The following is a 24119-nucleotide window of genomic DNA, read 5'->3' on the forward strand; positions in this document are numbered from 1 at the left end:
GCGCGTCGCGCGTCGCAGCCTCACGGGCCGCAGCGTCACCCGGACGACATCTGTGCGGGCAAGATCACGGATGAGCGTCGAACGGTAAAGCCGCAGGTAAGACCAGCCTTTCCTTGCTGGCGACGCGGAAATGACCGGCGTAGATTGGGTTCTGTTAAAAAGTAGACCCAGTCCAATCTGGCTATCCGAACCAACCTTCCGGGGGCCCGCATGGCCATCATCGAGACCGAGGCGCCGCTGCACGAGGCGCACCGCGACAACCACACCCACCGCGACGTCAACGGCGGCTGGCTGCGCCCCGCCGTCTTCGGCGCGATGGACGGCCTGGTCTCCAACCTCGCCCTGATGACCGGCGTCGCCGGCGGTACGGCGAGTCAGCAGACCGTGGTGATCAGCGGGCTCGCGGGTCTCGCAGCCGGCGCTTTCTCCATGGCCGCCGGCGAGTACACCTCCGTCGCCTCGCAGCGCGAACTCGTCGAGGCCGAGCTGGACGTCGAGCGCCGCGAGCTGCGCAAGCACCCGGCGGACGAGGAGGCCGAGCTGGCCGCGCTCTACGAGGCGCGGGGTGTGGAGCGGGGGCTAGCGCGGGAGGTGGCCCGGCAACTGTCCCGCGACCCGGAGCAGGCGCTGGAGATACACGCCCGCGAAGAGCTGGGCATCGACCCCTCCGACCTGCCGTCCCCGCTGGTCGCGGCCGTGTCGTCGTTCGGTTCCTTCGCGCTCGGCGCGCTGCTTCCCGTGCTGCCGTTCCTGCTCGGCGCCGACGCCCTGTGGCCCGCCGTGCTGCTCGCGCTCGCGGGGCTGTTCCTGTGCGGCGCGGTGGTGGCCAAGGTGACGGCACGCAGCTGGTGGTACAGCGGCCTGCGGCAGCTCGCCCTCGGTGGCGCCGCGGCCGGTGTGACGTACGCCCTGGGCAGCCTGTTCGGGACGGCCGTAGGATAGCCCGGCTCGAACCTATGCGTCGGACCGCATAGGTAGCCGTTACTCGCTGGTTTCGAGTGCGTGATCCCCGGGCATGAGCCGTAAGCGCTGTGGGCAACGAGGCCCGCCGCGCACCCGCGGAGTGGGCGACGAAGCTCTCTCCGCGCCCTCGGACCGACGGACATCGATCTGTCCGCCTCGGCCCTCGTAGCCCCCACCGCCGGGTACGGAACCCCTGCCTCGACCCACCCGGTGTCCGCATGTTGGAACGGATTATCCCGGTTCCCGAGAACCGCTCCATCATGTAACCTGCACGAAATTTTGATCTCCACGCAGAGGGCCAACGTCGTCCCTCGGCACTTGCACATGCCAGATGACGACGACGGGAGAGCCGATGCGTACGCCGCGCCAGCCGTCCCAGCACTCCGCGAATGGCCAGAACTGGTCCTTCATGGATGCTCGCCCTGCCGCGCAGGGTATGTACGACCCCCGCAACGAGCACGACGCATGCGGCGTCGGTTTCGTCGCCACTCTCACCGGCGAGGCATCGCACACCCTGGTCGACCAGGCACTCACCGTGCTGCGCAACCTGGAGCACCGCGGTGCCACCGGCTCCGAGCCCGACTCGGGCGACGGCGCGGGCATCCTCTCCCAGGTGCCCGACGCCTTCTTCCGCGAGGTGGCCGGATTTGACGTGCCCGAGGCCGGGGCGTACGCCGTCGGCATCGCCTTCCTGCCGGTCGACGGCACCGAGGACGCCGTCTCACGCATCGAGACGATCGCCGGCGAGGAGGGCCTCACCGTCCTCGGCTGGCGCGAGGTCCCGGTCGCCCCGCAGATGCTCGGCGCCACCGCGCGCTCGACCATGCCGGTCTTCCGCCAGATCTTCGTGACCGACGGCGTCTCGCAGGGCATCGCCCTCGACCGCCGCGCCTTCGCGCTGCGCAAGCGCGCCGAGCGCGAGGTCGGCGTCTACTTCCCGTCGCTGTCCGCGCGGACCATCGTCTACAAGGGCATGCTGACCACCGGCCAGCTCGAACCCTTCTTCCCGGACCTCTCCGACCGTCGCTTCGCCTCCGCGATCGCGCTCGTGCACTCCCGGTTCTCCACCAACACCTTCCCGAGCTGGCCGCTCGCCCACCCGTACCGGTTCGTCGCGCACAACGGCGAGATCAACACGGTCAAGGGCAACCGCAACTGGATGCGCGCCCGCGAGTCCCAGCTCGCCTCCGACGTCCTCGGCTCGTCCTCCGACCTGGACCGGCTCTTCCCGATCTGCACGCCGGACGCCTCGGACTCCGCCTCCTTCGACGAGGTCCTGGAGCTGCTCCACCTCGGCGGGCGCTCGCTGCCGCACTCCGTGCTGATGATGATCCCGGAGGCGTGGGAGAACCACGACTCCATGGACCCGGCCCGGCGCGCCTTCTACCAGTTCCACTCCACGATGATGGAGCCCTGGGACGGCCCCGCCTGCGTCACCTTCACCGACGGCACCCAGGTCGGCGCCGTCCTCGACCGCAACGGCCTGCGCCCCGGCCGCTACTGGGTCACCGACGACGGCCTCGTCGTGCTCGGCTCCGAGGTCGGCGTCCTCGACATCGACCCCGCGAAGGTCGTCCGCAAGGGCCGCCTGCAGCCCGGCCGCATGTTCCTGGTGGACACCGCCGAGCACCGCATCATCGAGGACGACGAGATCAAGGCCCAGCTCGCCGCCGAGCAGCCGTACGGCGAGTGGATGGAAGCCGGCGAGATCGAGCTGTCCGACCTGCCCGAGCGCGAGCACATCGTGCACACCCACGCCTCGGTCACCCGCCGCCAGCAGACCTTCGGGTACACCGAGGAGGAGCTGCGCGTCATCCTCGCACCGATGGCCAAGGCCGGCGCCGAGCCGATCGGCTCCATGGGCACCGACTCGCCCATCGCCGCGCTCTCCGACCGCCCCCGGCTGCTCTTCGACTACTTCACCCAGCTCTTCGCCCAGGTCACCAACCCGCCGCTGGACGCCATCCGCGAGGAACTGGTCACCTCCCTGCGCTCCTCGCTGGGCCCGCAGGGCAACCTGCTGGAGCCGTCGGCCGCCTCCTGCCGCAGCGTCCTGCTGCCGTTCCCGGTGATCGACAACGACGAGCTGGCCAAGCTCATCCACATCAACGCCGACGGCGACATGCCCGGCTTCAAGGCCGCGACCCTCTCCGGCCTCTACCGGGTGCACGGCGGCGGCGACGCGCTGGCCGCCCGCATAGAGGAGATCTGCGCCGAGACCGACGCCGCCATCGAGAACGGCGCCCGGCTGATCGTCCTCTCCGACCGCCACTCGGACGCCGAGCACGCGCCGATCCCGTCGCTGCTGCTCACCGCCGCCGTCCACCACCACCTCATCCGCACCAAGCAGCGCACCGAGGTGGGCCTGCTGGTCGAGGCCGGCGACGTCCGCGAGGTCCACCACGTCGCCCTGCTCATCGGCTACGGCGCCGCCGCGGTCAACCCGTACCTGGCCATGGAGTCCGTCGAGGACCTGGTCCGCGCGGGCACCTTCCTGCCCGGCATCGAGTCCGAGCAGGCCATCCGTAACCTGATCTACGCCCTCGGCAAGGGCGTCCTCAAGGTTATGTCCAAGATGGGCATCTCCACCGTCGCCTCCTACCGCGGCGCCCAGGTCTTCGAGGCCGTCGGCCTGGACGAGGCCTTCGTCGAGAAGTACTTCAACGGCACCGCCACCAAGATCGGCGGCGTCGGCATCGATGTCGTCGCCCAGGAGGTCGCCGCCCGCCACGCCAAGGCCTACCCGGCCAGCGGCATCGCGCCCGCCCACCGCGCCCTCGACATCGGCGGCGAGTACCAGTGGCGCCGCGAGGGCGAGCCCCACCTGTTCGACCCGGAGACGGTCTTCCGCCTCCAGCACTCCACGCGCTCCGGCAAGTACGACATCTTCAAGAAGTACACCGAGCGCGTGAACGAGCAGTCCGAGCGCCTGATGACGCTGCGCGGCCTGTTCGGCTTCAAGAGCGACCGGCAGCCGATCCCGATCGACGAGGTCGAGCCCGTCTCCGAGATCGTCAAGCGCTTCTCCACCGGCGCCATGTCGTACGGCTCCATCTCCCAGGAGGCGCACGAGACCCTCGCCATCGCCATGAACCAGCTGGGCGGCAAGTCCAACACCGGCGAGGGCGGCGAGGACCCGGAGCGCCTGTACGACCCGGCGCGCCGGTCGTCGATCAAGCAGGTGGCGTCGGGCCGCTTCGGCGTGACCTCCGAGTACCTGGTCAACGCCGACGACATCCAGATCAAGATGGCTCAGGGCGCCAAGCCCGGCGAGGGCGGCCAGCTGCCCGGCCACAAGGTCTACCCGTGGGTCGCCAAGACGCGTCACTCGACGCCCGGCGTGGGCCTGATCTCCCCTCCGCCGCACCACGACATCTACTCCATCGAGGACCTGGCCCAGCTGATCCACGACCTGAAGAACGCGAACCCGCGGGCGCGAATTCACGTCAAGCTGGTCTCCGAGGTCGGCGTCGGCACGGTCGCGGCGGGTGTGTCGAAGGCGCACGCGGACGTCGTCCTCATCTCCGGCCACGACGGCGGCACGGGCGCCTCCCCGCTGACGTCGCTCAAGCACGCGGGCGGCCCCTGGGAGCTCGGCCTCGCCGAGACCCAGCAGACCCTGCTGCTCAACGGCCTGCGCGACCGGATCGTCGTGCAGACCGACGGCCAGCTCAAGACCGGCCGCGACGTCGTCATCGCCGCGCTGCTCGGCGCCGAGGAGTTCGGTTTCGCGACCGCGCCGCTCGTCGTCTCCGGCTGCGTCATGATGCGCGTCTGCCACCTGGACACCTGCCCGGTCGGCATCGCCACCCAGAACCCGGTGCTGCGCGACCGGTTCTCCGGCAAGGCCGAGTACATCGTCAACTTCTTCAAGTTCATCGCCGAAGAGGTCCGCGAGATCCTCGCCGAGCTGGGCTTCCGCTCCATCGAGGAGGCCGTCGGTCACGCCGAGACCCTCGACGTCACCCGCGCCGTCGACCACTGGAAGGCGCAGGGCCTGGACCTGGAGCCGCTGTTCCACGTGCCCGAGCTGCCGCAGGGCGCGGTGCGCCACCGGGCGACCGTCCAGGACCACGGCCTGGAGAAGGCCCTCGACAACCAGCTGATCAAGCTCGCGGCGGACGCGCTCGGCGCCACGGACGCCACCGACGCCGCCCCGGTGCGCGCCCAGGTCGCCATCCGCAACATCAACCGCACGGTCGGCACCATGCTCGGCCACGAGGTGACCAAGAAGTTCGGCGGCGCGGGCCTGCCCGACGACACCGTCGCCATCACCTTCACCGGCTCCGCGGGCCAGTCCTTCGGTGCCTTCGTCCCGCGCGGCATCACGCTGCGCCTGGAGGGCGACGCCAACGACTACGTAGGCAAGGGCCTCTCCGGCGGCCGGATCATCGTCCGTCCGGACCGGGGCGCCGACCACCTCGCCGAGTACTCCACCATCGCCGGCAACACCATCGGCTACGGCGCCACCGGCGGCGAGATGTTCCTGCGCGGCAAGGTCGGCGAGCGCTTCTGCGTCCGCAACTCCGGCGCGACGGTCGTCTCCGAGGGCGTCGGCGACCACGGCTGCGAGTACATGACCGGCGGCCACGCGGTGGTCCTCGGCGAGACCGGGCGCAACTTCGCGGCCGGCATGTCCGGCGGCATCGCCTACGTCATCGACCTGGACCGCGACAACGTCAACGCGGGCAACGCGGGCGCCATCGAGGCGCTGGACGAGGCCGACCGCGAGTGGCTGCACGACGTCGTGCGCCGGCACCAGGAGGAGACGGGCTCCACCGTCGCCGAGAAGCTGCTCGCCGAGTGGCCCGCCGCCGTCGAGCGGTTCAGCAAGATCATCCCCAGCACGTACAAGGCAGTGCTCGCCGCCAAGGACGCCGCCGAGCGAGCCGGTCTCTCCGAGACCGAGATCACCGAGAAGATGATGGAGGCGGCGACCAATGGCTGATCCCAAGGGCTTCCTGAACCACGGGCGCGAGGTCGCCAAGACCCGCCCCGTCGAGGAGCGCGTCAAGGACTGGAACGAGGTCTACGTCCCCGGCTCCCTGCTGCCGATCATCAGCAAGCAGGCCAGCCGGTGCATGGACTGCGGCATCCCGTTCTGTCACAACGGCTGCCCGCTCGGGAACCTGATCCCCGAGTGGAACGACTACGCCTACCGCGAGGACTGGCAGGCCGCGCAGGAGCGCCTGCACGCCACCAACAACTTCCCGGAGTTCACCGGCCGCCTGTGCCCGGCCCCGTGCGAGTCGGCGTGCGTGCTCGGCATCAACCAGCCGCCGGTCACCATCAAGAACGTCGAGGTCTCGATCATCGACAAGGCGTGGGAGACCGGAGACGTCGCCCCGCAGATCCCCGAGCGCCTGTCCGGCAAGACCGTCGCCGTCATCGGCTCGGGCCCCGCGGGCCTGGCCGCCGCCCAGCAGCTCACCCGGGCCGGCCACACCGTCGCCGTCTACGAGCGCGCCGACCGCATCGGCGGCCTGCTGCGCTACGGCATCCCCGAGTTCAAGATGGAGAAGCGGCACATCAACCGCCGCATCGAGCAGATGCGCGCGGAGGGCACCCGCTTCCGCACCGGCGTCGAGATCGGCCGCGACGTCAAGGCGACCGACCTGAAGAAGCGCTACGACGCCGTCGTCATCGCCGCCGGCGCCACCACCGCCCGCGACCTGCCGGTCCCGGGCCGGGAACTCAAGGGCATCTACCAGGCGATGGAGTACCTGCCCCTGGCCAACAAGGTCCAGGAGGGCGACTACGTCTCCCCGCCGATCACGGCCGAGGGCAAGCACGTCGTCGTCATCGGCGGCGGCGACACCGGCGCCGACTGCGTGGGCACCGCCCACCGCCAGGGCGCGGCCTCCGTCACCCAGCTGGAGATCATGCCCCGGCCGGGCGAGGAGCGGAACCCGGTCACCCAGCCGTGGCCGACCTTCCCGATGCTCTACAAGGTCACCAGCGCCCACGAGGAGGGCGGTGAGCGGGTCTACGCCGTCTCCACCACCCACTTCGAGGGCGACGAGGACGGCAACGTCCAGTGGCTGCACATGAGCGAGGTCGAGTTCGTCGAGGGCAAGCTGACCCCGAAGCCGGGCACCGAGCGCAAGATCCCGGCCCAGCTGGTCACCCTCGCCATGGGCTTCACCGGCACCGACCGGGAGAACGGCCTGGTCGACCAGTTCGGACTGGAGCTCGACGAACGCGGTAACATCGCCCGGGACGCCGACTTCCAGACCAATGTGCCGGGTGTGTTCGTCGCCGGCGACGCCGGCCGCGGCCAGTCGCTCATCGTCTGGGCGATCGCCGAGGGACGCTCCGCCGCCCGCGGCGCCGACAGCTTCCTGACCGGGGCCAGCGAACTGCCGGCTCCGATCCGCCCGACGGACCGCGCCCTCGCGGTCTGACGGACGGACAACCGTCCCGACGGACGGAACAACCGAAGAACGTCCCGTACAAAGGCGTACGGAACACTGATGGCGCCTGCCCTGTCCCCGACCGGACAAAGGGGCAGGCGCCGTCGCATGCGCCCGCGGACGCCTACGGCAGCCGGTACGTGTCCCCGTACATCTCCCACACCAGCGGCACGTCCAGGTCCAGGTTCCCCTCCCGCAGCCACCGGCGCTGCGCGGTGTCGACGCGGGAGGTGTCGATGCCCGGACGCTTGGCCAGCATGGCCTCGCGGCGGACGTCCAGGAACGCCTTGAGATAGGCCTTCTCGGAGCCGGCCCGGGCCGGCGTCTTCGCCTTCTCCATGGCCCGCTCGCGCAGCCCGTAGAAGCCCTCGGCGTCCGTGTCGGGGCCGTGGAAGACCATCGCGTCGAAGTACACGAACTGGCCGAGCGTGCCGAGCCCGTCCAGCTTGGCGAGGCGGACCGCCGGCTCGAAGTAGACCCGGTCGCGCTCCTCCTCCTGCGCCTTGCGGAACTCCGGCCGCTCGGCCTCCGCCTGCCAGGCGGCCGTGAAGCCGGGGTCCAGACCCTCGTGGGAGTCGGTGCCGTCCACCTCGCGCAGGGCGGGCAGATACGTCGCCAGGCCGTTGTCCGGATGCGCCTTCGTGTAGCGCTCGACCAGCGTGAGCAGGTCGTGGGTGGCGGTGCAGAAGCCGATGATGCCCGCCGTGTAGCCGCACCCGTCGCCGAGGTCGTCGATCGTGCCGTACGAGGTGCGCCACTCGGTCGTCGAGTTCTCGGCGCTGGACACCAACTGCTGGGCCAACTCCTTCTTCGCCGGGTCGGCGAGCCCCGGCGGCAGGTCGGCGATCAGCGCGTCGTCCGCCTCCCGCTCCTGCTCAGCCCGGCTCTTGGCGTCCTGTCGGGACGACTGGGCGGAGGACGCGGGAGGCGCCACCGGGGCGTCGGCCGAATCCGTCGGCATCACGAAGTACACCCCCGTGGCGATCACGGGAACGGCCGCGAGGAGCAGCACACCGGCACGTTTCATCGGGAAATACCTCTCATAGGGAAATGCCTCCGCCTGTCAGTTCCGTCACCCTGCCCACCGCGGCGACCGCCAGCAGCGCCACCAGCACCGCGCACGCCACCGCCTGCACCGCCGTCCGGCGCCCGTCCCGGGGCGCGTACGCGAACGCCAGCGCCACCGCGCCGCCCGCCAGCAGACCGCCCAGGTGCCCCTGCCAGGAAGTGAACCCGGCGGACACCACCAGCCACAGCAACAGGAGCATCATGAAACGGTTGACCGCGGCCAGGTCCGCGCCCAGCCGGCGGTGCAGGACGTAGTACGCGGCACCCACGCCGAAGACCGCCCCCGACGCGCCGACCGACGACTGCCCGGGATCGGCCAGGACCAGCTGCACGACCGAACCTCCCAGCGCGGACAACAGATACAGGACCACGAAGCGGAGCCGACCCAGCATCCGCTCCACCACGCGCCCCAGTTGCCACAGCGCCAGCATGTTCATGGTGATGTGCAGGATCCCGAAGGCGCCCTCGAAGGGCGACAGGTGGAGGAAGGAGCTCGTGAGCATCCGCTCCCACTCGCCGGCGGCGACGCCCTCCGCCCGCAAGTGCCCGAAGTACGCGCTCTCGTAGACGTAGTGGCCGCCGTCCTGCCCGACCAGCCGCGCACCGACCATCGAGAACCGGTCCACGATCTCCGGCCGCACCGCCTCGGCCAGATACGCGACCACGTTCAGCGCGAACAGCGCGTACGTCACCACGGGCGACGCCGGGACCCGGCCGCCCGCGATGGTCCGCGCCCGCCGGAGCGACCGCGCCCCCTCCTTCACGCATGCGCGGCACTGGTGGCCGACGGGGGCCTCACGCATGCAGTCCGGACAGATGAACCGCTCGCAGCGGGTGCAGCGGACGTGGCACTCCACCGCCGGATGGCGGTAGCAGGTCGTGACGGTGGACTCGGAATCCACAGCCGGCTCCTCGGGGCGGGACGGACGGTGAGCCGGTGGGGACGGCGGCGAACAAAATAGCGAACGCCTGTGGACGAGCTGAGAGGCGGGGTGCGCCGTGCCGTAACCTCGGCAGCCAGAAGCCGCAAGCCCAGGGGTGACGGGGGAGTCCGCATGGCCGCGATCAGTCTCACCAAGGTGCAGGAGACGGCGCCCGCGCTGGTCGATCTGTACAAGCGCGCCGGTGTGTCGCTGACGGAACACGGGCTGGAGGCGACCCGGGCCGCGGTCTACCTCGTCGTCGACTACTCCGGGTCGATGAAGCCGTACTACAAGGACGGCAGCGTGCAGGCCCTCGCCGACCGGGTGCTGGGGCTGTCCGCCCACCTCGACGACGACGGCACCGTGCCCGTGGTGTTCTTCTCCACGGACGTCGACGCCGTCACCGAGATCACCCTCGCCGACCACCGGGGACGCATCGAGCGGATCGTGGCCGACCTCGGACACATGGGCAAGACCAGCTACCACCTGGCCATGGACGCCGTCATCGACCACTACCTCGACAGCGGCGCCACCCACCCCGCCCTCGTCGTCTTCCAGACCGACGGCGGCCCGATCAACCGGCTCGCCGCCGAGCGGTACCTGTGCAAGGCGGCGTCCCTGCCGCTGTTCTGGCAGTTCGTCGGCTTCGGCGACCCGGGCAGCCGCCAGTTCGAGTACCTGCGCAAACTCGACGAACTGGCGGTGCCGGACAAGCGGGTCGTCGACAACGCCGGGTTCTTCCACGCCGGCCGCGACCCGCGGAAGGTTTCCGACGCCGAGCTGTACGACCGCCTGGTGGGCGAGTTCCCCAAGTGGCTCGTGGCCGCACGGGCGCAGGGCATCGTGCGGCCGTAGGGAAGGGAGCGTGCGGCACCGGCGCCGCCCCCTGGAGCTCCTCGGCGACCCGTCAGGTGTCGCACTCCAGCACCGTCCGGCACAGCCCGCACCGCGCCCGTACCCGCCCCCGCACCGGCACCCTGATCCGCTGGTGACAGGTCGGGCACGGGAACGACACCCGCAGCGGGCCGTGCTCCCGCGAGGTGAACGCGTAAGGGCCGTCCTCCGGCGGGACGGACGAGGCGTGCGGACCCTGCGCGTGCCTGCGGTCCCGCGCGTACCGGCGGCGGCCCGCCCAGCCGGCCGCCGTCAGCGGCGGCTGCCGCTCGTCCCGGCGGGCCCGCGCCAGACCCTTGCCGTAGGCCTCGTACGCCTGCGGACTGGTGAACCACACCGACGGGTCCTCCCCGAACACCAGCGCCCGTTTGGCCAGCACGTACCCGAACTCCTCCGGCGTCAGATACCCCAGCTTCTGCGACGACGCCCCGTCCTCCCGGTAGGCGTCCAGCAGCAGCCAGCCGGCACCCAGATACGTCGTCGCCGTGTCCGTGAGGATCTCGTTGTCCCGGGTGCCGGGGAAGGACAGGTCCAAGCGGTGCAGATACACGTGCATCACCTCGTGCGCCAGCGCCGCGCCGATGTCCCGGCGATGAGTGCGGAAGCGGTCGTTCAACTCGATGAAGTACTCGGGACCCGCCGTCAGCTCCACGTGCGCCGCGTGCGTCATCTCCCGGAAGGAGACGATCATCCGGGCGTCCGGGAGACGGTAGTGACGCACCAGCTCGTGAGCCACCCGCTGGGCGCCCAGATACAGGTCGTCGGTGTCGCAGAACGCCACGTCCGCCGGAGGCACACTCGCCGAGAACGTCCGCACGGTGTCGTACGACAAGCGCCGGTACAGCGCGGTGACGGCGGCCCGCACCGTCTCCAGGTGCGGGAAACCGTGCTCGACCGGTCCGCCGTTCGCCACGCCCGACCCCCAAGACGCCTGAACCCTCCTCCCACTGTACGAGGAGCCCCGCACCACGGGCCGCCGCCGCCCGGCCGAAACCGTTCGCCCCACCCGGGGCCTCCGGAGAGAATCCGGACCGTGACCAGCGAACAGCACACCGCACCCGGTGCCACCCTGCACGTGGGCGGCGCCGACGACGACCTGGAGAAGCGGCTCGACGACGAGCTGACCGCCTTCAACACCGCCGCCGCCCGCGGCGCCCGCACTCGACCCCTCACCGTGCGCGCCACCGACGCCGAGGGCGCCCTGATCGGCGGACTGACCGGCTGGACCTGGTCTACCCTCGCCTCGGTCGAGATGCTGTGGGTACGGGAGGACCAGCGGCAGGCCGGCTGGGGGAGCCGGTTCATGCGCGAGGCGGAGGACGAGGCCGCCCGGCGCGGCTGCACCGACATGATCGTGTCCACCTACACCTTCCAGGCACCCGGCTTCTACCCGAGGCTCGGCTTCCGGGAGCGGGGCCGCATCCAGGGCGTACCCGGCGGACACGAGGACGTGTACTTCCACAAGCGCATCGGGCAGAGCACCACCGGAGAGGTTCTCGGGCCCTGAGACGGTCTGCGACGCCCCGGCGCCCGCCCGTAGGGTGAGCCCTCATGACCACCAGCAACACCGGTACCGGTGCCGTCGACCCCGCCGTCCGCGAGGAGCTGGCCCGACTGAGGGACAGCATCGACAACATCGACGCGGCCGTCGTCCACATGCTCGCCGAGCGCTTCAAATGCACCCAGCAGGTCGGCCACCTCAAGGCCCGGCACCAGCTGCCGCCCGCCGACCCGGCCCGCGAGGCCCAGCAGATCGCCCGCCTGCGCGCCCTCGCCGAGAGCGCCAAGCTGGACCCGGCGTTCGCCGAGAAGTTCCTGAACTTCATCATCGCCGAGGTGATCCACCACCACGAGCGCATCGCGGAGAACAACGGCAGCGGCCCCGCCTGAGACCCGAGCGGCGCCCCCGCCCACGGGGGCGCGCCGGGGAGCACGCCGCCCTCCGAAACGGAGCGGACATACTCCGCGTACCGATCCGCCTCTGTGCCCTGCCGACGCCATCAGGCAGCATGGCGTCCATGTCCGTACTCACGCGCGACGAAGCGCAGACCCGTGCCAGCCTCCTCGACGTCCACCACTACGCGATCGACCTCGATCTCACCCGTGGGGACGACACCTTCGACTCCCGCACCGTCATCCGCTTCACCGTGCGCGACGAGACGGACACCACGGACACCTTCGTCGAGGTCAAGCCCGCCGAGCTGCGCACCGTCACCCTGGACGGACATCCCCTCGACCCCGGCACGCTCGACGAGAACCGGCTCGCGCTGAAGAACCTCACTCCCGGCGAGCACGAACTGCGCGTCGACGCGGCCATGCGCTACTCCCGCACCGGCGAGGGCATGCACCGCTTCACCGACCCCGCCGACGGCGAGACCTACGTCTACACCCAGCTCTTCCTCGACGACGTCCAGCGCGTCTACGCCGCCTTCGACCAGCCCGACCTGAAGGCCGTCTTCGACCTCACCGTCACCGCCCCCGAAGGCTGGACCGTCCTCGCCAACGGCATCACCGAACACACCGGCGACGGCCACTGGAAGGCCGCCACCACCCCTCCCGTCTCCACCTACCTCGTCGCCGTCGCCGCCGGACCCTGGCACTCCGTACGCACCGAACACCGCGGTCTGCCCTTCGGCATCCACTGCCGCCGCTCCCTCGCCCGCCACCTCGACGCCGACGCCGACGAACTGTTCGAGGTCACCCGCGGCTGCTTCGACCGCTACCACGAGAGGTTCACCGAGCCCTACCCCTTCGACTCCTACGACCAGGCGTTCGTCCCCGAGTTCAACGCCGGCGCCATGGAGAACCCCGGCCTCGTCACCTTCCGCGACGAGTACGTCTTCCGCTCCGCCGTCACCGACACCCAGCGCCAGACCCGCGCCGTGACCATCGCCCACGAGATGGCCCACATGTGGTTCGGTGACCTCGTCACCCTGAAGTGGTGGGACGACATCTGGCTCAACGAGTCCTTCGCCGAGTACATGGGTTACCAGACCACCGCCGAAGCCACCCGCTTCACCGGCACCTGGACCGATTTCGGCGTCACCCGCAAACCCTGGGGCTACGACGCCGACCAGCGCCCCTCCACCCACCCCGTCGCCCCCGAGAACGTCTCGGACACCGCCTCCGCCCTCCTCAACTTCGACGGCATCTCCTACGCCAAGGGCGCCTCCGCCCTGCGCCAGCTCGTCACCTGGCTCGGCGAGAAGGACTTCCTCGCCGGCATCAACACCCATTTCGAACGGCACAAGTTCGCCAACGCCACCCTCGCCGACTTCATTGACTCCCTCGCCGCCGCCACCGACCGCGACGTCCACGCCTGGGCCGACGCCTGGCTGCGCACCACCGGCGTCGACACCATCACCCCCCGCATCACCGGCGACAACGGCGACCGCGCCCTCACCGTCGACCGCACCGGCAGCCGCCCCCACCGCGTCCGTGTCGGCCTCTACGACCCCGACCTCACCGACGAAGGCCGCCTCACCCTGCGCTCACGCCTCGACATCGACGTACCCCAGAGCGAACCGAGGCCCATCGGCAAACGCCCCGCCCTCACCGTCCTGAACGACGGTGACCTCACCTACGCCAAGATCCGCTTCGACGCCCACTCCTTCCAGACCCTGCGCACCGGCCTGTCCGGCCTGCCCGACTCCCTCACCCGCGCCGTCGTCTGGAACGCCCTGCGCGACGCCGTCCGCGACGGCGAACTCGCCCCCACCGCCTACCTCGACATCGCCCGCACCCACCTCCCGCACGAGAGGGACCTCGCCCTCGTCGACGGCGTCCTCTCCTTCGCCGGCGCCCACGTCACCGACCGCTACCTCACCCCCGAACAGCGGCCCGCCGCCCTCACCACCCTCACCGACCTGTGCCGCGACCTCATCCGCCGCACCGAGGACGGCGACCACCCCGGACTGCGCCTCATCGCCGTCCGCCACCGCATCGCCACCGCCGCCCACCCCGACACCATCGCCGCCTGGCTCGCCGACGGCACCGTCCCCGGCGGCCCCGAACTCGACCCCGAACTGCGCTGGCGCATCCTCACCCGCCTCGCCGTCCTCGGCGCCACCGACGAGACCGCCATCGCCGCCGAACTCGCGAACGATCCCAGCGCCACCGGCCGGGAAGGCGCCGCCCGCTGCCGCGCCGCCCTGCCCGACGCCGAGGCCAAGAGCCGCTCCTGGGAAGCCATGTTCGCCACCGACGACCTCTCCAACTACCTGTTCACCGCCACCGCCCAGGGCTTCTGGCAACCCGAACAGGCCGACCTCGTAAGCGACTACGTCTCCCGCTACTACGCCGAAGCCGTCGCCGTCGCCGCCCGCCGCGGCCCCGCCATCGCCGAAGCCGCCGGCCGCTGGGCCTTCCCCGCCCACGCCGTCGACACCGACACCCTGCGCCTCGGCCGGCAGTGCCTGAGCGATGCCGACCCCATCCCCGCCCTGCGCCGCAAGCTCACCGACCAACTCGACGACCTGGCCCGCGCCCTGCGCGTACGGGAGGCGGCCACCGGCTGACCCGATGGCGGCCGGTTCCCGCACACCGGGCCGGAACCGGCCGCACGAATACCCCTTTCGGGTAGTGATCATTGAGCTGTCCGGGTGTACGGACGCGACCGCGTCCAAGCTGGAACCCCAGTCCCCGCGCCCGGAGGCCAGCCCATGGGCCTGCCGCCCCTCGCCTCGGGCCCGCACGGCCCCGACACCCTGCGGCCCCTGCTCGACACCGTGCTCGACGCCCTGCGCACCGGCATCGCCGCCCGCGGCGGCCCCCTGCCCGCCGGCGGCCCCGACGCCGTCACCGCCAAGGTCACGAAGGCGGCCGGTGAACTCCTGCCCGACCACGGCGACCCCGACGCACTGCACACCCTCGTCACCGCGCTCGCCGAAGGCGCCGCCGACCCCGCCCATCCCCTGTGCGCCGCCCACCTGCACGGCCCACCACTCGCCGTCGCCACCGCCGCCGACCTCGCCGCCAGCGCCCTCAACCCCTCCCTCGACTCCTGGGACCAGGCCCCCGCCGCCTCCGCCCTCGAAGCCCTCCTCACCCACGCACTCGCCCGGGAGACCGGCGCCACCGACGCCGTCGTCACCACCGGCGGCACCGAGTCGAACCACCTCGCCGTCCTGCTCGCCCGCGAGACCCACGGCGCCGGCCTGCGACTCCTCCACGGCGCCAACGCCCACCACTCCGTACCCCGTGCCGCCTGGCTGACCGGCCTGCCCGAAACCGTCGCCGTCCCCGCCCCCGCCGGCACGCTCGACCCCGCCGCACTCGACGAAGCCCTCACCAGGATCCCCGGCCCCCACCTCGTCATCGCCACCGCCGGCACCACCGACGCCGGCCTCATCGACCCGCTCCCCGAGATCGCCGGCCGCTGCGCCGCCCACGGCGCCCGCCTCCACGTCGACGCCGCCTACGGCGGGGGCCTCCTCTTCAGCGACCGGCACCGCCCCAAACTCACCGGACTGGAAGCCGCCGACACCGTCGCCCTCGACCTGCACAAACTCGGCTGGCAACCGATCGCCGCCGGCCTCCTCACCGTCACCGACCCCGACGACCTCGCCGCCCTCCACCACCACGCCGACTACCTCAACGCCGACGACGACACCGACGCGGGCCTCCCCGACCTCCTCGGCCGCTCACCGCGCACCAGCCGCCGCCCCGACATCCTCAAGATCGCCGTCACCCTCAAGACCCTCGGCCGCGGCGGACTCGGCGCGCTCGTCGACGAGGTCTGCGCCAACGCCGAGCGGTTCGCCGCCCTCATCGACACCCACCCCGCGTTCGAACTGCACGCCCCGCCCCCCATCAGCACCGTCCTCTTCCGCCCCGCACACGCCACCGACACCACCGTCGCCGCCGTACGCCGCACCCTGCTCACCACCGGCACCGCCGTCCTCGGCCGCGCCCGCGCCGACGACCGCCTCTGGCTCAAGGCGACCCTCCTCAACCCCCACACACAGCCCGGCGACCTCGCCGCCCTCCTGACCCACGTGGAAAGCGCCCTGGAAGGACACACTCCCCGATGAACACCCCCGCACGCCCCGCCCACGAGACCCCCCGCGACCTCGTCGGCATCGGCATCGGCCCCTTCAACCTCTCCCTCGCCGCCCTCGCCGACCCCCTCACCGACCTCGACACCGTCTTCTACGACCAGCGCCCCGCCTTCCACTGGCACCCCGGCCTCCTCCTCGACGGCGCCCGCGTCCAAGTGCCCTTCCTCGCCGACCTCGTCACCCTCGTCGCCCCCGCCAGCCACTGGACCTTCCTCAACCACCTCAGGGCCCGAGAACGCCTCTTCCCCTTCTACTTCGCCGAACGCTTCCACATCCAGCGTGCCGAATACGACGCCTACTGCCGCTGGGTCGCCGAGAACCTCACCACCCTCCGCTTCCACCACCAGGTCGACGCCGTCCGCTGGAACCCCGGACGAGACCTCTTCGAAGTCGACTACACCCGGCTCGACGCCGACGGAGAAGCCGACGCCCTCGGCCGCACCTACACGAAGAACGTCGTCCTCGGCATCGGCACCGAACCGCACGTCCCCGACCCGCTCAAGCCCCTCGTCGACACCCCCGGCGTCCCCGTCGTCCACGCCGCCGACTACCTCCGGCACCGCGACCCCCTGCTCACCGCCGGACACATCACCGTCATCGGCACCGGCCAGTCCGGGGCCGAGATCTTCCTCGACCTGCTCCGCCACCGCCCCGCCGGACACGAGAGACTCCACTGGCTCGGCCGCACCGAAGCCTTCGCCCCCATGGAGTACTCCAAACTCGGCCTGGAGCACTTCACCCCCGACTACACCCGCTACTTCCACGCCCTGAGCGAATCTGTCCGCGACCGCCTCGTCGCCACCCAGTGGCAACTCCACAAGGGCATCGACGCCGACACCACCGCCGCCATCCACGACGAGCTCTATCGCCGCACCCTCGACGGCGGCTGGCCCGACGCCGTCCTCACCCCCGGCGTCCACGTCCGCACCGCCGGCCGCATCTCCACCAACAGGATCGAACTCCATCTCGAACACGCCCAGCAGAAGGCCCGCTCCCGCCTCACCACCGACGCCGTCGTCCTCGCCACCGGCTACCGCGAACGCCCCCTCGGCCGCGTCCTCGCCGGCCTCGACCCCTACATGCGACGCGACAGCCACGAACGCCCCCGCGTCGACGAACGCTTCCGCCTCCTCCTCGACCCCTCCGTCACCGGAACCGTCTACGTCCAGAACGCCGAGACCCACACCCACGGCGTCGGCACACCCGACCTCGGCCTCGCCGCCTGGCGCAGCGCCACCATCCTCAACGACGTCACCGGACGAAACCCCTACCCGCTCCCCAGCCGCACCGCCTTCACCACCTTCGGCCTGGAACGCGCACAGCCCCAGATCCCCTCCGCACGCGACCACCGGGCACTCACCCCGCTGGTGGAAGGAATCTGAGGCCGCTCATCGAAAACGCTGTGAAAACGCTGGGCTCAGAACACCGGCGCACCGTCCCGCGTCAGCTTCCAGTCCACCGACGCGAAGTCCTTCGGGTCCAGCACACCCTTCGCCGTGACCCACTCGGCGATCCGCGTACGGATCTCCGTCGACTCCGACCACAACTCCTGGGCCGACGCCACATGTGGGAACGCACCGCCACCGTTGGCCCGGTAGTTGTTCACCGCCAGCACGAACCGCGCGTCATCAGCCAACGGCGCACCCCCGTGCGCCACGTTCTTGATCCGCGAACCGGGCGCCTGCGCGATGTCGACCTCGTACGACAGCCCCGACACGTAGTCGTAGTTGTAGTCCGGGCGGCCGTTCGCGTTGGTCAGCTTCGCCACGTCCACCGGCGCACCGGCCGCCGTCTGCACGTAGTACTCCGCCGAGTACTCCAGGTACGCCCGCAGCTGGGCGCCCGTCATCAGCTTCGCCACCAGCGTGTTGTCGTACACGTACAGACTCGACAGATCCCGGATCGTCACGTCACCGGCCGGGATCTCGGACGTCCGCGAGAACGGCGAAGCCTGCGCCAGAACCGGCAGCGAAGCGTACTCCGTTCCCGCCAGCGCCTCCTTGACCACGTCCTCCTGCACCTTCGTGATCAGGTCGATGATCGGCGCGTCCGTGTAACGCGCCTCCACCGTCGTCAACGTCTCGGTCGCCGTACCGACCACCTGATTGACGTACGCCACGACCTTCGCGTGCTCGTCCGAGAGCAGCTCGGTGATCTCCGGGTCGTCCTCGACCGTGCTGGAATCCCGAAGCGACGCCTTCACCGACTCCACGTGCCAACGGCCCCGCTCGAAGACCAGCTCGAAATCAAACAGGGTCAGCCGCTCCGCGTAACACAGCGGCTCCGACAGCACGACCGCCTTGCCGGTCTCCTCGTTCACGACCTTCAGCTCCGCGATCTCCCGATGCGCGTGCCCCACCAGGATCGCGTCGATACCCGGCACCAGCCTCGCCACATTCGCCGCCGCGTTCTCCACGTACGGAAGCTGGTCACCGTACGACGACGTGCCCGACGACCCCGAGTGCGCCGACACCACCACCACGTCCGCGCCCATCGAACGCAGCTTCGGCACCCACTTGGCCGCCTGCTCCTCAAGACCCGGGAACGCCAGCTTCCCCTGCACGTACGCCTTGTCCCAGATCGCGATGCCCGGATTCGTCAGTCCCAGCACCGCCACCTTCACCGGCGGCGCGCCCTTCACCCGGAACGTCTTCATGAAGTACGGCGGGAAGGCGGGCCTCAGCGTCTTCGCGTCCACCGCGTTCGCACCCAGCAGCGGAAAATCGCACTGCTCCTCGAACCTGCGCAGCGTCTCGATGCCGTAATTGAACTCGTGATTTCCGAGCGCCACCGCGTCGTACCCGATCGCGTTCATCGCCTGCGCCATCGGGTGCACCGGGCCACCCTCGGCGGTGATCGGGTCGACCTTGGCGTAGTAGTACGTCAGCGGGGTGCCCTGGATCGTGTCACCCGCGTCCAACAGCAGCGTGTTGCCGCGGCCCTTCTCCTCCCGGACCTGGTTCACCAGCGTGGAGACCCGGGCCAGGCCCTGGGCGTTGCCCGCCGCGTCGGAGTACTCGGCGTCCTTGAAGTAGTCCCAGTTGAAGACGTGCCCGTGCAGATCGGTGGTGCCGAGCACGGTCAGGGCGTACCGCTTGGGCTTCCGGCGACCCCGGTATCCCTTGTGGGCCGGGGCCGCCTCGGCCGCCGGAGCCGCCACCGCGCCGGCCAGCGCGACACCCGCCCCCGTCACTGCGGACCTGCTCAGGAACTTCCGGCGGTTCAACGGCATGGCTGGCTCTCCTCGGTTCAGTGACCCGTGCACGACATCGGCAACGCGCGTAGATTCTGTCCTGGACATGCCCTCTGTCAAGGGGTGACGGCCGAGGTGAATGCTCATCGGAGCAGACGGTCGCACAATTCAACACTTGTCAATATCCCTTTACTCAAAGGTTGTTGAGTGGACATGCGCGCCCAATTCGCTACCCGGCAGTAAGTCATAGGCTCGACCCATGCGCCGAGCAAAGATCGTCTGCACCCTGGGGCCCGCCACCGACTCGTACGACCAGATCAAAGCCCTGGTCGACGCCGGAATGGACATCGCCCGTTTCAATTTCAGCCACGGTACCCACGCCGAACACGAAGAGCGCTATCGACGAGTCCGCAAGGCAGCCGACGAAACCGGCCGCAGCGTCGGTGCCCTCGCCGACCTTCAGGGCCCGAAGATCAGGCTCGGTCACTTCGCCGAAGGACCCGTACTCCTCGAACGCGGCGACACCTTCACCATCACCGTCGAAGAGGGCGTGGAGGGCGACCGCCACACCTGCGGCACCACCTACGCCGGCCTCGCCGGCGACGTCACCCCTGGTGAACGCGTCCTCGTCGACGACGGCAAGGTCTGCCTGGAGGTCACCGGCGTCAACGGACCCCGAGTCCACACCAGGGTGATCGAAGGCGGCATGGTCTCCGACCACAAGGGCCTCAACCTCCCCGGCGTCGCCGTCTCCGTCCCCGCCCTCTCCAAGAAGGACGAGGACGACCTGCGCTGGGCCCTGCGGGCCGGCTTCGACGTCGTCGCCCTCTCCTTCGTCCGCAGCGGCCGCGACGTCCTCGACGTCCACCGCATCATGGACGACGAAGGCCGCCGTCTCCCCGTCATCGCCAAGGTCGAAAAGCCCCAGGCCGTCGAGAACATCGAGGACATCGTCGCCGCCTTCGACGGCATCATGGTCGCCCGCGGCGACCTCGGCGTCGAAATGCCCCTCGAAGAGGTGCCGATCGTCCAGAAGCGCGCGATCAAGCTGGCGAAGCGCAACGCGAAGCCCGTCATCGTCGCCACCCAGATGCTCGACTCCATGATCGACAACGCCCGGCCCACCCGCGCCGAAGCCTCCGACGTCGCCAACGCCGTCATCGACGGCACCGACGCGGTGATGCTCTCCGGCGAGACCAGCGTCGGCAAGCACGCCGTCGACACCGTGCGCACCATGGCCAAGATCGTCGAGGCGGCCGAGGAGGACATCCTCGCCAAGGGCCTCCCCCCGCTCACCGAACGCAACAAGCCCCGCACCCAGGGCGGCGCGGTCGCCCGCGCGGCAGCCGAGATCGGCGACTTCCTCGGCGCCAAGTACCTCGTCGCCTTCACCCAGTCCGGCGACACCGTCCGCCGCCTCTCCCGCTACCGCTCACCCATCCCCCTGCTCGCCTTCACCCCCGAACCGGCGACACGCTCACAGCTCAGCCTGACCTGGGGCGTGGAGACCTTCCTCGGCCCCCACGTCGACTCCACGGACGCGATGGTCGACCAGGTGGACGAACTCCTGACCCGCTACGGCCGCTGCGAGAAGGGAGACGTCGTGGTCATCACGGCGGGCTCGCCGCCGGGTGTGTCGGGCACGACCAATCTGGTACGGGTGCACCACATCGGGGAGGACGACAGCCCCAAGTGATCGGTGCTCGGGTTCCGCGCGGATGAGCGCTGAGGCAGCCATCGCCCAGGTGCAGCAGGCCCAGGAGGCAGGAGTGGGACCGCTCGCCTGCGGGCGGACCAGGGTTGCAGGATCCATGCGGGGCAGCGGTGTCAGGCGTGCGCGCCAAGCCCGGATCCCATCCCGGGAGATGCCCGTCTCCCCGCTCACCGAATCGGAACTGCGGCCTTGGGGTGCGAGGCCAACGCTCGTTTGCCTGTGCCGGGGTCGTACATTCGGGCCACTGCGTACGTGGGAAAGCAGCGACGCGCGGCAAAAAGCGGATGTTCACGAGAACGTGGACATCCGCTTGAAGATGTGACCTTGGAACCTGAGGAAAAGTGCCCCGGGTGGGACTCGAACCCACACTGAATACCTTTTGAGGGTATCGTCTCTGCCGATTGGACTACCGGAGCTCCTGCGAATCGAAGATTGCAACCGACCCGCTGCCCGTCCACCATACCGCAGCTAGGTAGGCTCTTGTCAGCAGTATCCCTGCCCCGAACGAGGAGCCCCACGTGACCGCCCCCGAGTCGCCCCAGCCCGCCGACGTGAACGACGACGACAAGTCGCACGTGCCTCCGCTGACGACCCGTGTCGTCATCGCCGAGGACGAGGCGCTCATCCGGCTGGATCTCAAAGAGATGCTGGAGGAGGAGGGGTACTCCGTCGTCGGTGAGGCCGGTGACGGGGAGCAGGCCGTGGAGCTGGCCCGGGAGCACAAGCCGGACCTCGTGATCCTCGACGTGAAGATGCCCAAGCTCGACGGCATCTCGGCGGCGGAGAAGATCGCGGAGGAGAGCATCGCGCCGGTGCTGATGCTGACGGCGTTCTCGCAGCGCGACCTGGTGGAGCGGGCGCGGGACGCCGGGGCGATGGCGTACCTGGTGAAGCCGTTCAGCAAGAGTGACGTCGTTCCGGCGATCGAGATGGCCGTCTCGCGCTTCACGGAGCTGAAGACGCTGGAGAAGGAGGTCGCCGACCTCAGCCAGCGGCTGGAGACGCGGAAGCTGGTGGACCGGGCGAAGTCGGTGCTGCAGACGGAGTACGGGCTGACGGAGCCGGCGGCGTTCCGGTGGATCCAGAAGACGTCGATGGACCGGCGGATGTCGATGCAGCAGGTGGCCGAGGCGGTCATTCAGGACGCCGAGGAGAAGAAGGCGTCGAAGGGCTGATCGAGAGTGTGCGGCTGAGGCCCGCGTCCCCGGTGGGGCGCGGGCCTCGTCGCGTGCGGGTGGGTTCAGTCCTCGCCGAGGTAGGCCTTGCGGACGGATTCGTCGTGGAGGAGGTCCTGGCCGCTGCCGGAGAGGACGATGTTGCCGACCTCCATGACGTGTCCCTGGTCGGCCAGGGAGAGGGCGGCCTGGGCGTTCTGTTCGACGAGCAGGATGGTGGTGCCCTGGGACTTGAGTTCGGCGATGGTCTGCATGATCTTCTGCATCATGATCGGCGAGAGACCCATGGAGGGTTCGTCGAGCATGAGAAGTTTGGGCTGGGACATGAGGGCGCGGCCCATGGCGAGCATCTGCTGTTCGCCGCCGGAGAGGGTGCCCGCGGCTTGCTTGCGGCGCTCGCCGAGAATGGGGAAGAGGTCGTAGGCGCGCTGGATGTCCTTCTCGATGCCTGGTCTGTCGTTGCGGAGGAAGGCGCCGAGGCGGAGGTTGTCCTCGATCGTCATGCGGGGGAAGATGTGCCGCCCCTCGGGCGAGTGGGCGAGCCCGAGGGAGACGATCTGGTGCGCGGGGACCTTCTTGAGCGACTTGCCGCCGAACTTGATCTGTCCGCCGACCGGCTTGAGGAGGCCGGAGAGGGTGCGCAGGGTGGTGGTCTTGCCGGCTCCGTTGGTGCCGATGAGGGTGACGACCTCGCCGGCATCGACCTCGAACGAGATGCCTTTGACGGCTTCGATCTTGCCGTAGGCGACGCGGAGGTCCTCGACCTCGAGGAGTGCGGTCATCGGTCGTTCTCCTTGCCGGCCGCGGTGTCCGTGGTGGTGTCGTCGGCCTGGGCGGCCGAGGATGCCTGGGCGGCCTCGGCGGCTTCGACTTCGGCGGCTTCGGCGGCGCCGGGGTCGTTGTCGAGGGGTTCGCCGAGGTAGGCGGCTACGACGCGTTCGTCGCCCTGGACGGTGGCGCTGTCGCCTTCGACGAGTTTCTCGCCTTGGACGAGGACGGCGACGCGGTCGCAGAGGTTGAAGATGAAGCGCATGTCGTGCTCGATGACGAGGACGGCGATGCCCTTGTCGCGGATGGCGAAGACGAGTTCCTCGGTGGCCCGCGTCTCCTGGGGGTTCATGCCGGCGGTCGGTTCGTCGAGGAGGAGCAGGCCGGGTTCGCTGGCGAGGGCACGGGCGATTTCGAGCTTGCGCTGTTCGCCGTAGGGGAGGTTCCGTGCGAGGTGCTCGGCCTTGTCGGCGAGGCCGACGAACTCGAGGAGTTCCATGGCGCGTTCGCGGGAGGTGGCCTCGGCCCGGTGGAAGCCGGGGCCGCGCAGGACGGCGGACCAGAAGCCTTCCTTGGTGCGGGTGTGGCGACCGACGAGGACGTTCTCCAGGACCGTCATGTTGGCGAAGAGGCGGATGTTCTGGAAGGTGCGGGCGATGCCGGCGGCGGTGACCTTGAAGGATTTGGCCGGCAGGACTTCGCCCTTGTAGCGGACTTCGCCTTCGGTGGGGATGTAGAGGCCGGTCAGGCAGTTGAAGAAGGTGGTCTTGCCTGCGCCGTTGGGGCCGATGAGGCCGACGATCTCGCCGCTGTTGACGGTGAGGTCGACGCCGTTGACGGCGGTGAGGCCGCCGAAGCGCATGGTGACGCCGCGTGCGTCGAGGACGGTGGTGCCGGGGGCGGGGGTGCCCGGGGTGGTGTCCTTGGTGGTGGTGTCGGTGGTCATGTG

The 24119-nt window shown here is 70.1% G+C and carries 17 protein-coding genes and 1 tRNA gene; 11 read left to right on the forward strand and 7 right to left on the reverse strand.

All coding sequences use genetic code 11. The features are described from left to right. Positions 1–210 precede the first annotated feature (210 nt). From IE142_RS26330 to IE142_RS26340, 3 genes are all read left to right on the forward strand, one after another. A complete protein-coding gene (locus IE142_RS26330) occupies positions 211–942 on the forward strand; it encodes a VIT1/CCC1 transporter family protein (protein ID WP_191888047.1) in 732 nt (243 codons plus the stop codon). 430 nt (positions 943–1372) lie between these two features. Further along, the gene (gene gltB, locus IE142_RS26335) at positions 1373–5911 is read left to right on the forward strand and encodes a glutamate synthase large subunit (protein WP_191888089.1); all 4539 of its coding nucleotides are present in this window, start codon (positions 1373–1375) and stop codon (positions 5909–5911) included. Beyond that, entirely contained in the window at positions 5904–7367 is a 1464-nt protein-coding gene (locus IE142_RS26340) for a glutamate synthase subunit beta (protein WP_191888048.1), read from the forward strand. The genes gltB and IE142_RS26340 overlap by 8 nt, the downstream gene beginning before the upstream one ends. 133 nt (positions 7368–7500) lie before the next feature. On the opposite strand, the gene IE142_RS26345 is transcribed toward IE142_RS26340, so the two are convergent. Further along, a complete protein-coding gene (locus IE142_RS26345) occupies positions 7501–8403 on the reverse strand; it encodes a chitosanase (RefSeq protein WP_191888049.1) in 903 nt (300 codons plus the stop codon). A 13-nt stretch (positions 8404–8416) separates the two neighbouring features. Beyond that, complete coding sequence (locus IE142_RS26350; RefSeq protein ID WP_191888050.1) at positions 8417–9346, reverse strand: rhomboid family intramembrane serine protease; 930 nt, start codon at positions 9344–9346, stop codon at positions 8417–8419. Positions 9347–9499: 153 nt separating this feature from the next. Here IE142_RS26350 and IE142_RS26355 point away from each other — a divergent pair, with 153 nt between their 5' ends. After that, positions 9500–10222, forward strand: coding sequence for a vWA domain-containing protein (locus tag IE142_RS26355; protein WP_191888051.1), 723 nt, complete (start codon positions 9500–9502; stop codon positions 10220–10222). Between the two features lie 52 nt (positions 10223–10274). Here the strand turns inward: IE142_RS26355 and IE142_RS26360 are convergent, their stop codons facing one another. Further along, positions 10275–11174, reverse strand: coding sequence for a hypothetical protein (locus IE142_RS26360; protein ID WP_107476829.1), 900 nt, complete (start codon positions 11172–11174; stop codon positions 10275–10277). 120 nt (positions 11175–11294) lie between these two features. Between IE142_RS26360 and IE142_RS26365 the strand changes: the two genes are divergently transcribed. The 5 genes from IE142_RS26365 (at position 11295) to IE142_RS26385 (ending at position 17702) form a co-directional block, all read left to right on the forward strand. Then, positions 11295–11768: a GNAT family N-acetyltransferase gene (locus IE142_RS26365; protein WP_229830884.1), complete on the forward strand. Its 474-nt coding sequence runs from the start codon at positions 11295–11297 to the stop codon at positions 11766–11768. A 44-nt stretch (positions 11769–11812) separates the two neighbouring features. Then, complete coding sequence (locus IE142_RS26370) at positions 11813–12151, forward strand: chorismate mutase (protein WP_191888052.1); 339 nt, start codon at positions 11813–11815, stop codon at positions 12149–12151. Between the two features lie 128 nt (positions 12152–12279). Then, positions 12280–14778, forward strand: a complete 2499-nt coding sequence (pepN, locus tag IE142_RS26375) for an aminopeptidase N (RefSeq protein ID WP_191888053.1) — start codon at positions 12280–12282, stop codon at positions 14776–14778. A gap of 144 nt (positions 14779–14922) precedes the next feature. Next, on the forward strand, positions 14923–16293 hold the full coding sequence (locus IE142_RS26380) for a pyridoxal phosphate-dependent decarboxylase family protein (protein WP_191888054.1): 1371 nt from the start codon (positions 14923–14925) through the stop codon (positions 16291–16293). Further along, complete coding sequence (locus IE142_RS26385; protein ID WP_191888055.1) at positions 16290–17702, forward strand: lysine N(6)-hydroxylase/L-ornithine N(5)-oxygenase family protein; 1413 nt, start codon at positions 16290–16292, stop codon at positions 17700–17702. Before IE142_RS26380 ends, IE142_RS26385 begins: the two co-directional genes overlap by 4 nt. Before the next feature lie 35 nt (positions 17703–17737). On the opposite strand, the gene IE142_RS26390 is transcribed toward IE142_RS26385, so the two are convergent. Then, positions 17738–19552 carry a bifunctional metallophosphatase/5'-nucleotidase gene (locus IE142_RS26390; protein WP_191888056.1) on the reverse strand — a complete coding sequence of 605 codons (1815 nt, stop codon included), beginning with the start codon at positions 19550–19552 and terminating at the stop codon, positions 17738–17740. Between the two features lie 220 nt (positions 19553–19772). Here IE142_RS26390 and pyk point away from each other — a divergent pair, with 220 nt between their 5' ends. Continuing rightward, positions 19773–21209: a pyruvate kinase gene (pyk, locus tag IE142_RS26395; RefSeq protein WP_191888057.1), complete on the forward strand. Its 1437-nt coding sequence runs from the start codon at positions 19773–19775 to the stop codon at positions 21207–21209. A 360-nt stretch (positions 21210–21569) separates the two neighbouring features. On the opposite strand, the gene IE142_RS26400 is transcribed toward pyk, so the two are convergent. After that, positions 21570–21643, reverse strand: a tRNA-Leu gene (locus tag IE142_RS26400). A gap of 102 nt (positions 21644–21745) precedes the next feature. Between IE142_RS26400 and IE142_RS26405 the strand changes: the two genes are divergently transcribed. Next, on the forward strand, positions 21746–22402 hold the full coding sequence (locus IE142_RS26405) for an ANTAR domain-containing response regulator (RefSeq protein ID WP_019328077.1): 657 nt from the start codon (positions 21746–21748) through the stop codon (positions 22400–22402). Positions 22403–22467: 65 nt separating this feature from the next. Here IE142_RS26405 and IE142_RS26410 read toward each other — a convergent pair whose 3' ends face one another. Together IE142_RS26410 and IE142_RS26415 are read right to left on the reverse strand one after the other, a co-directional pair. Further along, the gene (locus IE142_RS26410) at positions 22468–23184 is read right to left on the reverse strand and encodes an ABC transporter ATP-binding protein (protein ID WP_191888058.1); all 717 of its coding nucleotides are present in this window, start codon (positions 23182–23184) and stop codon (positions 22468–22470) included. Further along, positions 23181–24116 (reverse strand): ABC transporter ATP-binding protein, encoded by a 936-nt coding sequence (locus IE142_RS26415; protein ID WP_191888059.1) that lies wholly within the window; start codon positions 24114–24116, stop codon positions 23181–23183. Before IE142_RS26415 ends, IE142_RS26410 begins: the two co-directional genes overlap by 4 nt. Positions 24117–24119: the final 3 nt, after the last annotated feature.

The sequence above is a fragment of the Streptomyces mutabilis genome, assembly GCF_014649815.1.
In the GTDB taxonomy this organism is placed as follows: Bacteria; Actinomycetota; Actinomycetes; order Streptomycetales; family Streptomycetaceae; genus Streptomyces; species Streptomyces mutabilis.

Coding starts and splice junctions, on each gene's coding strand:
- IE142_RS26390 (WP_191888056.1), bottom strand. CDS start 19,552: ATGCCGTTGAACCGCCGGAAGTTCCTGAGCAGGTCCGCAGTGACGGGG.
- IE142_RS26415 (WP_191888059.1), bottom strand. CDS start 24,116: ATGACCACCGACACCACCACCAAGGACACCACCCCGGGCACCCCCGCC.
- IE142_RS26380 (WP_191888054.1), top strand. CDS start 14,923: ATGGGCCTGCCGCCCCTCGCCTCGGGCCCGCACGGCCCCGACACCCTG.
- pepN (WP_191888053.1), top strand. CDS start 12,280: ATGTCCGTACTCACGCGCGACGAAGCGCAGACCCGTGCCAGCCTCCTC.
- pyk (WP_191888057.1), top strand. CDS start 19,773: ATGCGCCGAGCAAAGATCGTCTGCACCCTGGGGCCCGCCACCGACTCG.
- IE142_RS26355 (WP_191888051.1), top strand. CDS start 9,500: ATGGCCGCGATCAGTCTCACCAAGGTGCAGGAGACGGCGCCCGCGCTG.
- IE142_RS26410 (WP_191888058.1), bottom strand. CDS start 23,184: ATGACCGCACTCCTCGAGGTCGAGGACCTCCGCGTCGCCTACGGCAAG.
- gltB (WP_191888089.1), top strand. CDS start 1,373: ATGGATGCTCGCCCTGCCGCGCAGGGTATGTACGACCCCCGCAACGAG.
- IE142_RS26370 (WP_191888052.1), top strand. CDS start 11,813: ATGACCACCAGCAACACCGGTACCGGTGCCGTCGACCCCGCCGTCCGC.
- IE142_RS26385 (WP_191888055.1), top strand. CDS start 16,290: ATGAACACCCCCGCACGCCCCGCCCACGAGACCCCCCGCGACCTCGTC.
- IE142_RS26345 (WP_191888049.1), bottom strand. CDS start 8,403: ATGAAACGTGCCGGTGTGCTGCTCCTCGCGGCCGTTCCCGTGATCGCC.
- IE142_RS26340 (WP_191888048.1), top strand. CDS start 5,904: ATGGCTGATCCCAAGGGCTTCCTGAACCACGGGCGCGAGGTCGCCAAG.
- IE142_RS26330 (WP_191888047.1), top strand. CDS start 211: ATGGCCATCATCGAGACCGAGGCGCCGCTGCACGAGGCGCACCGCGAC.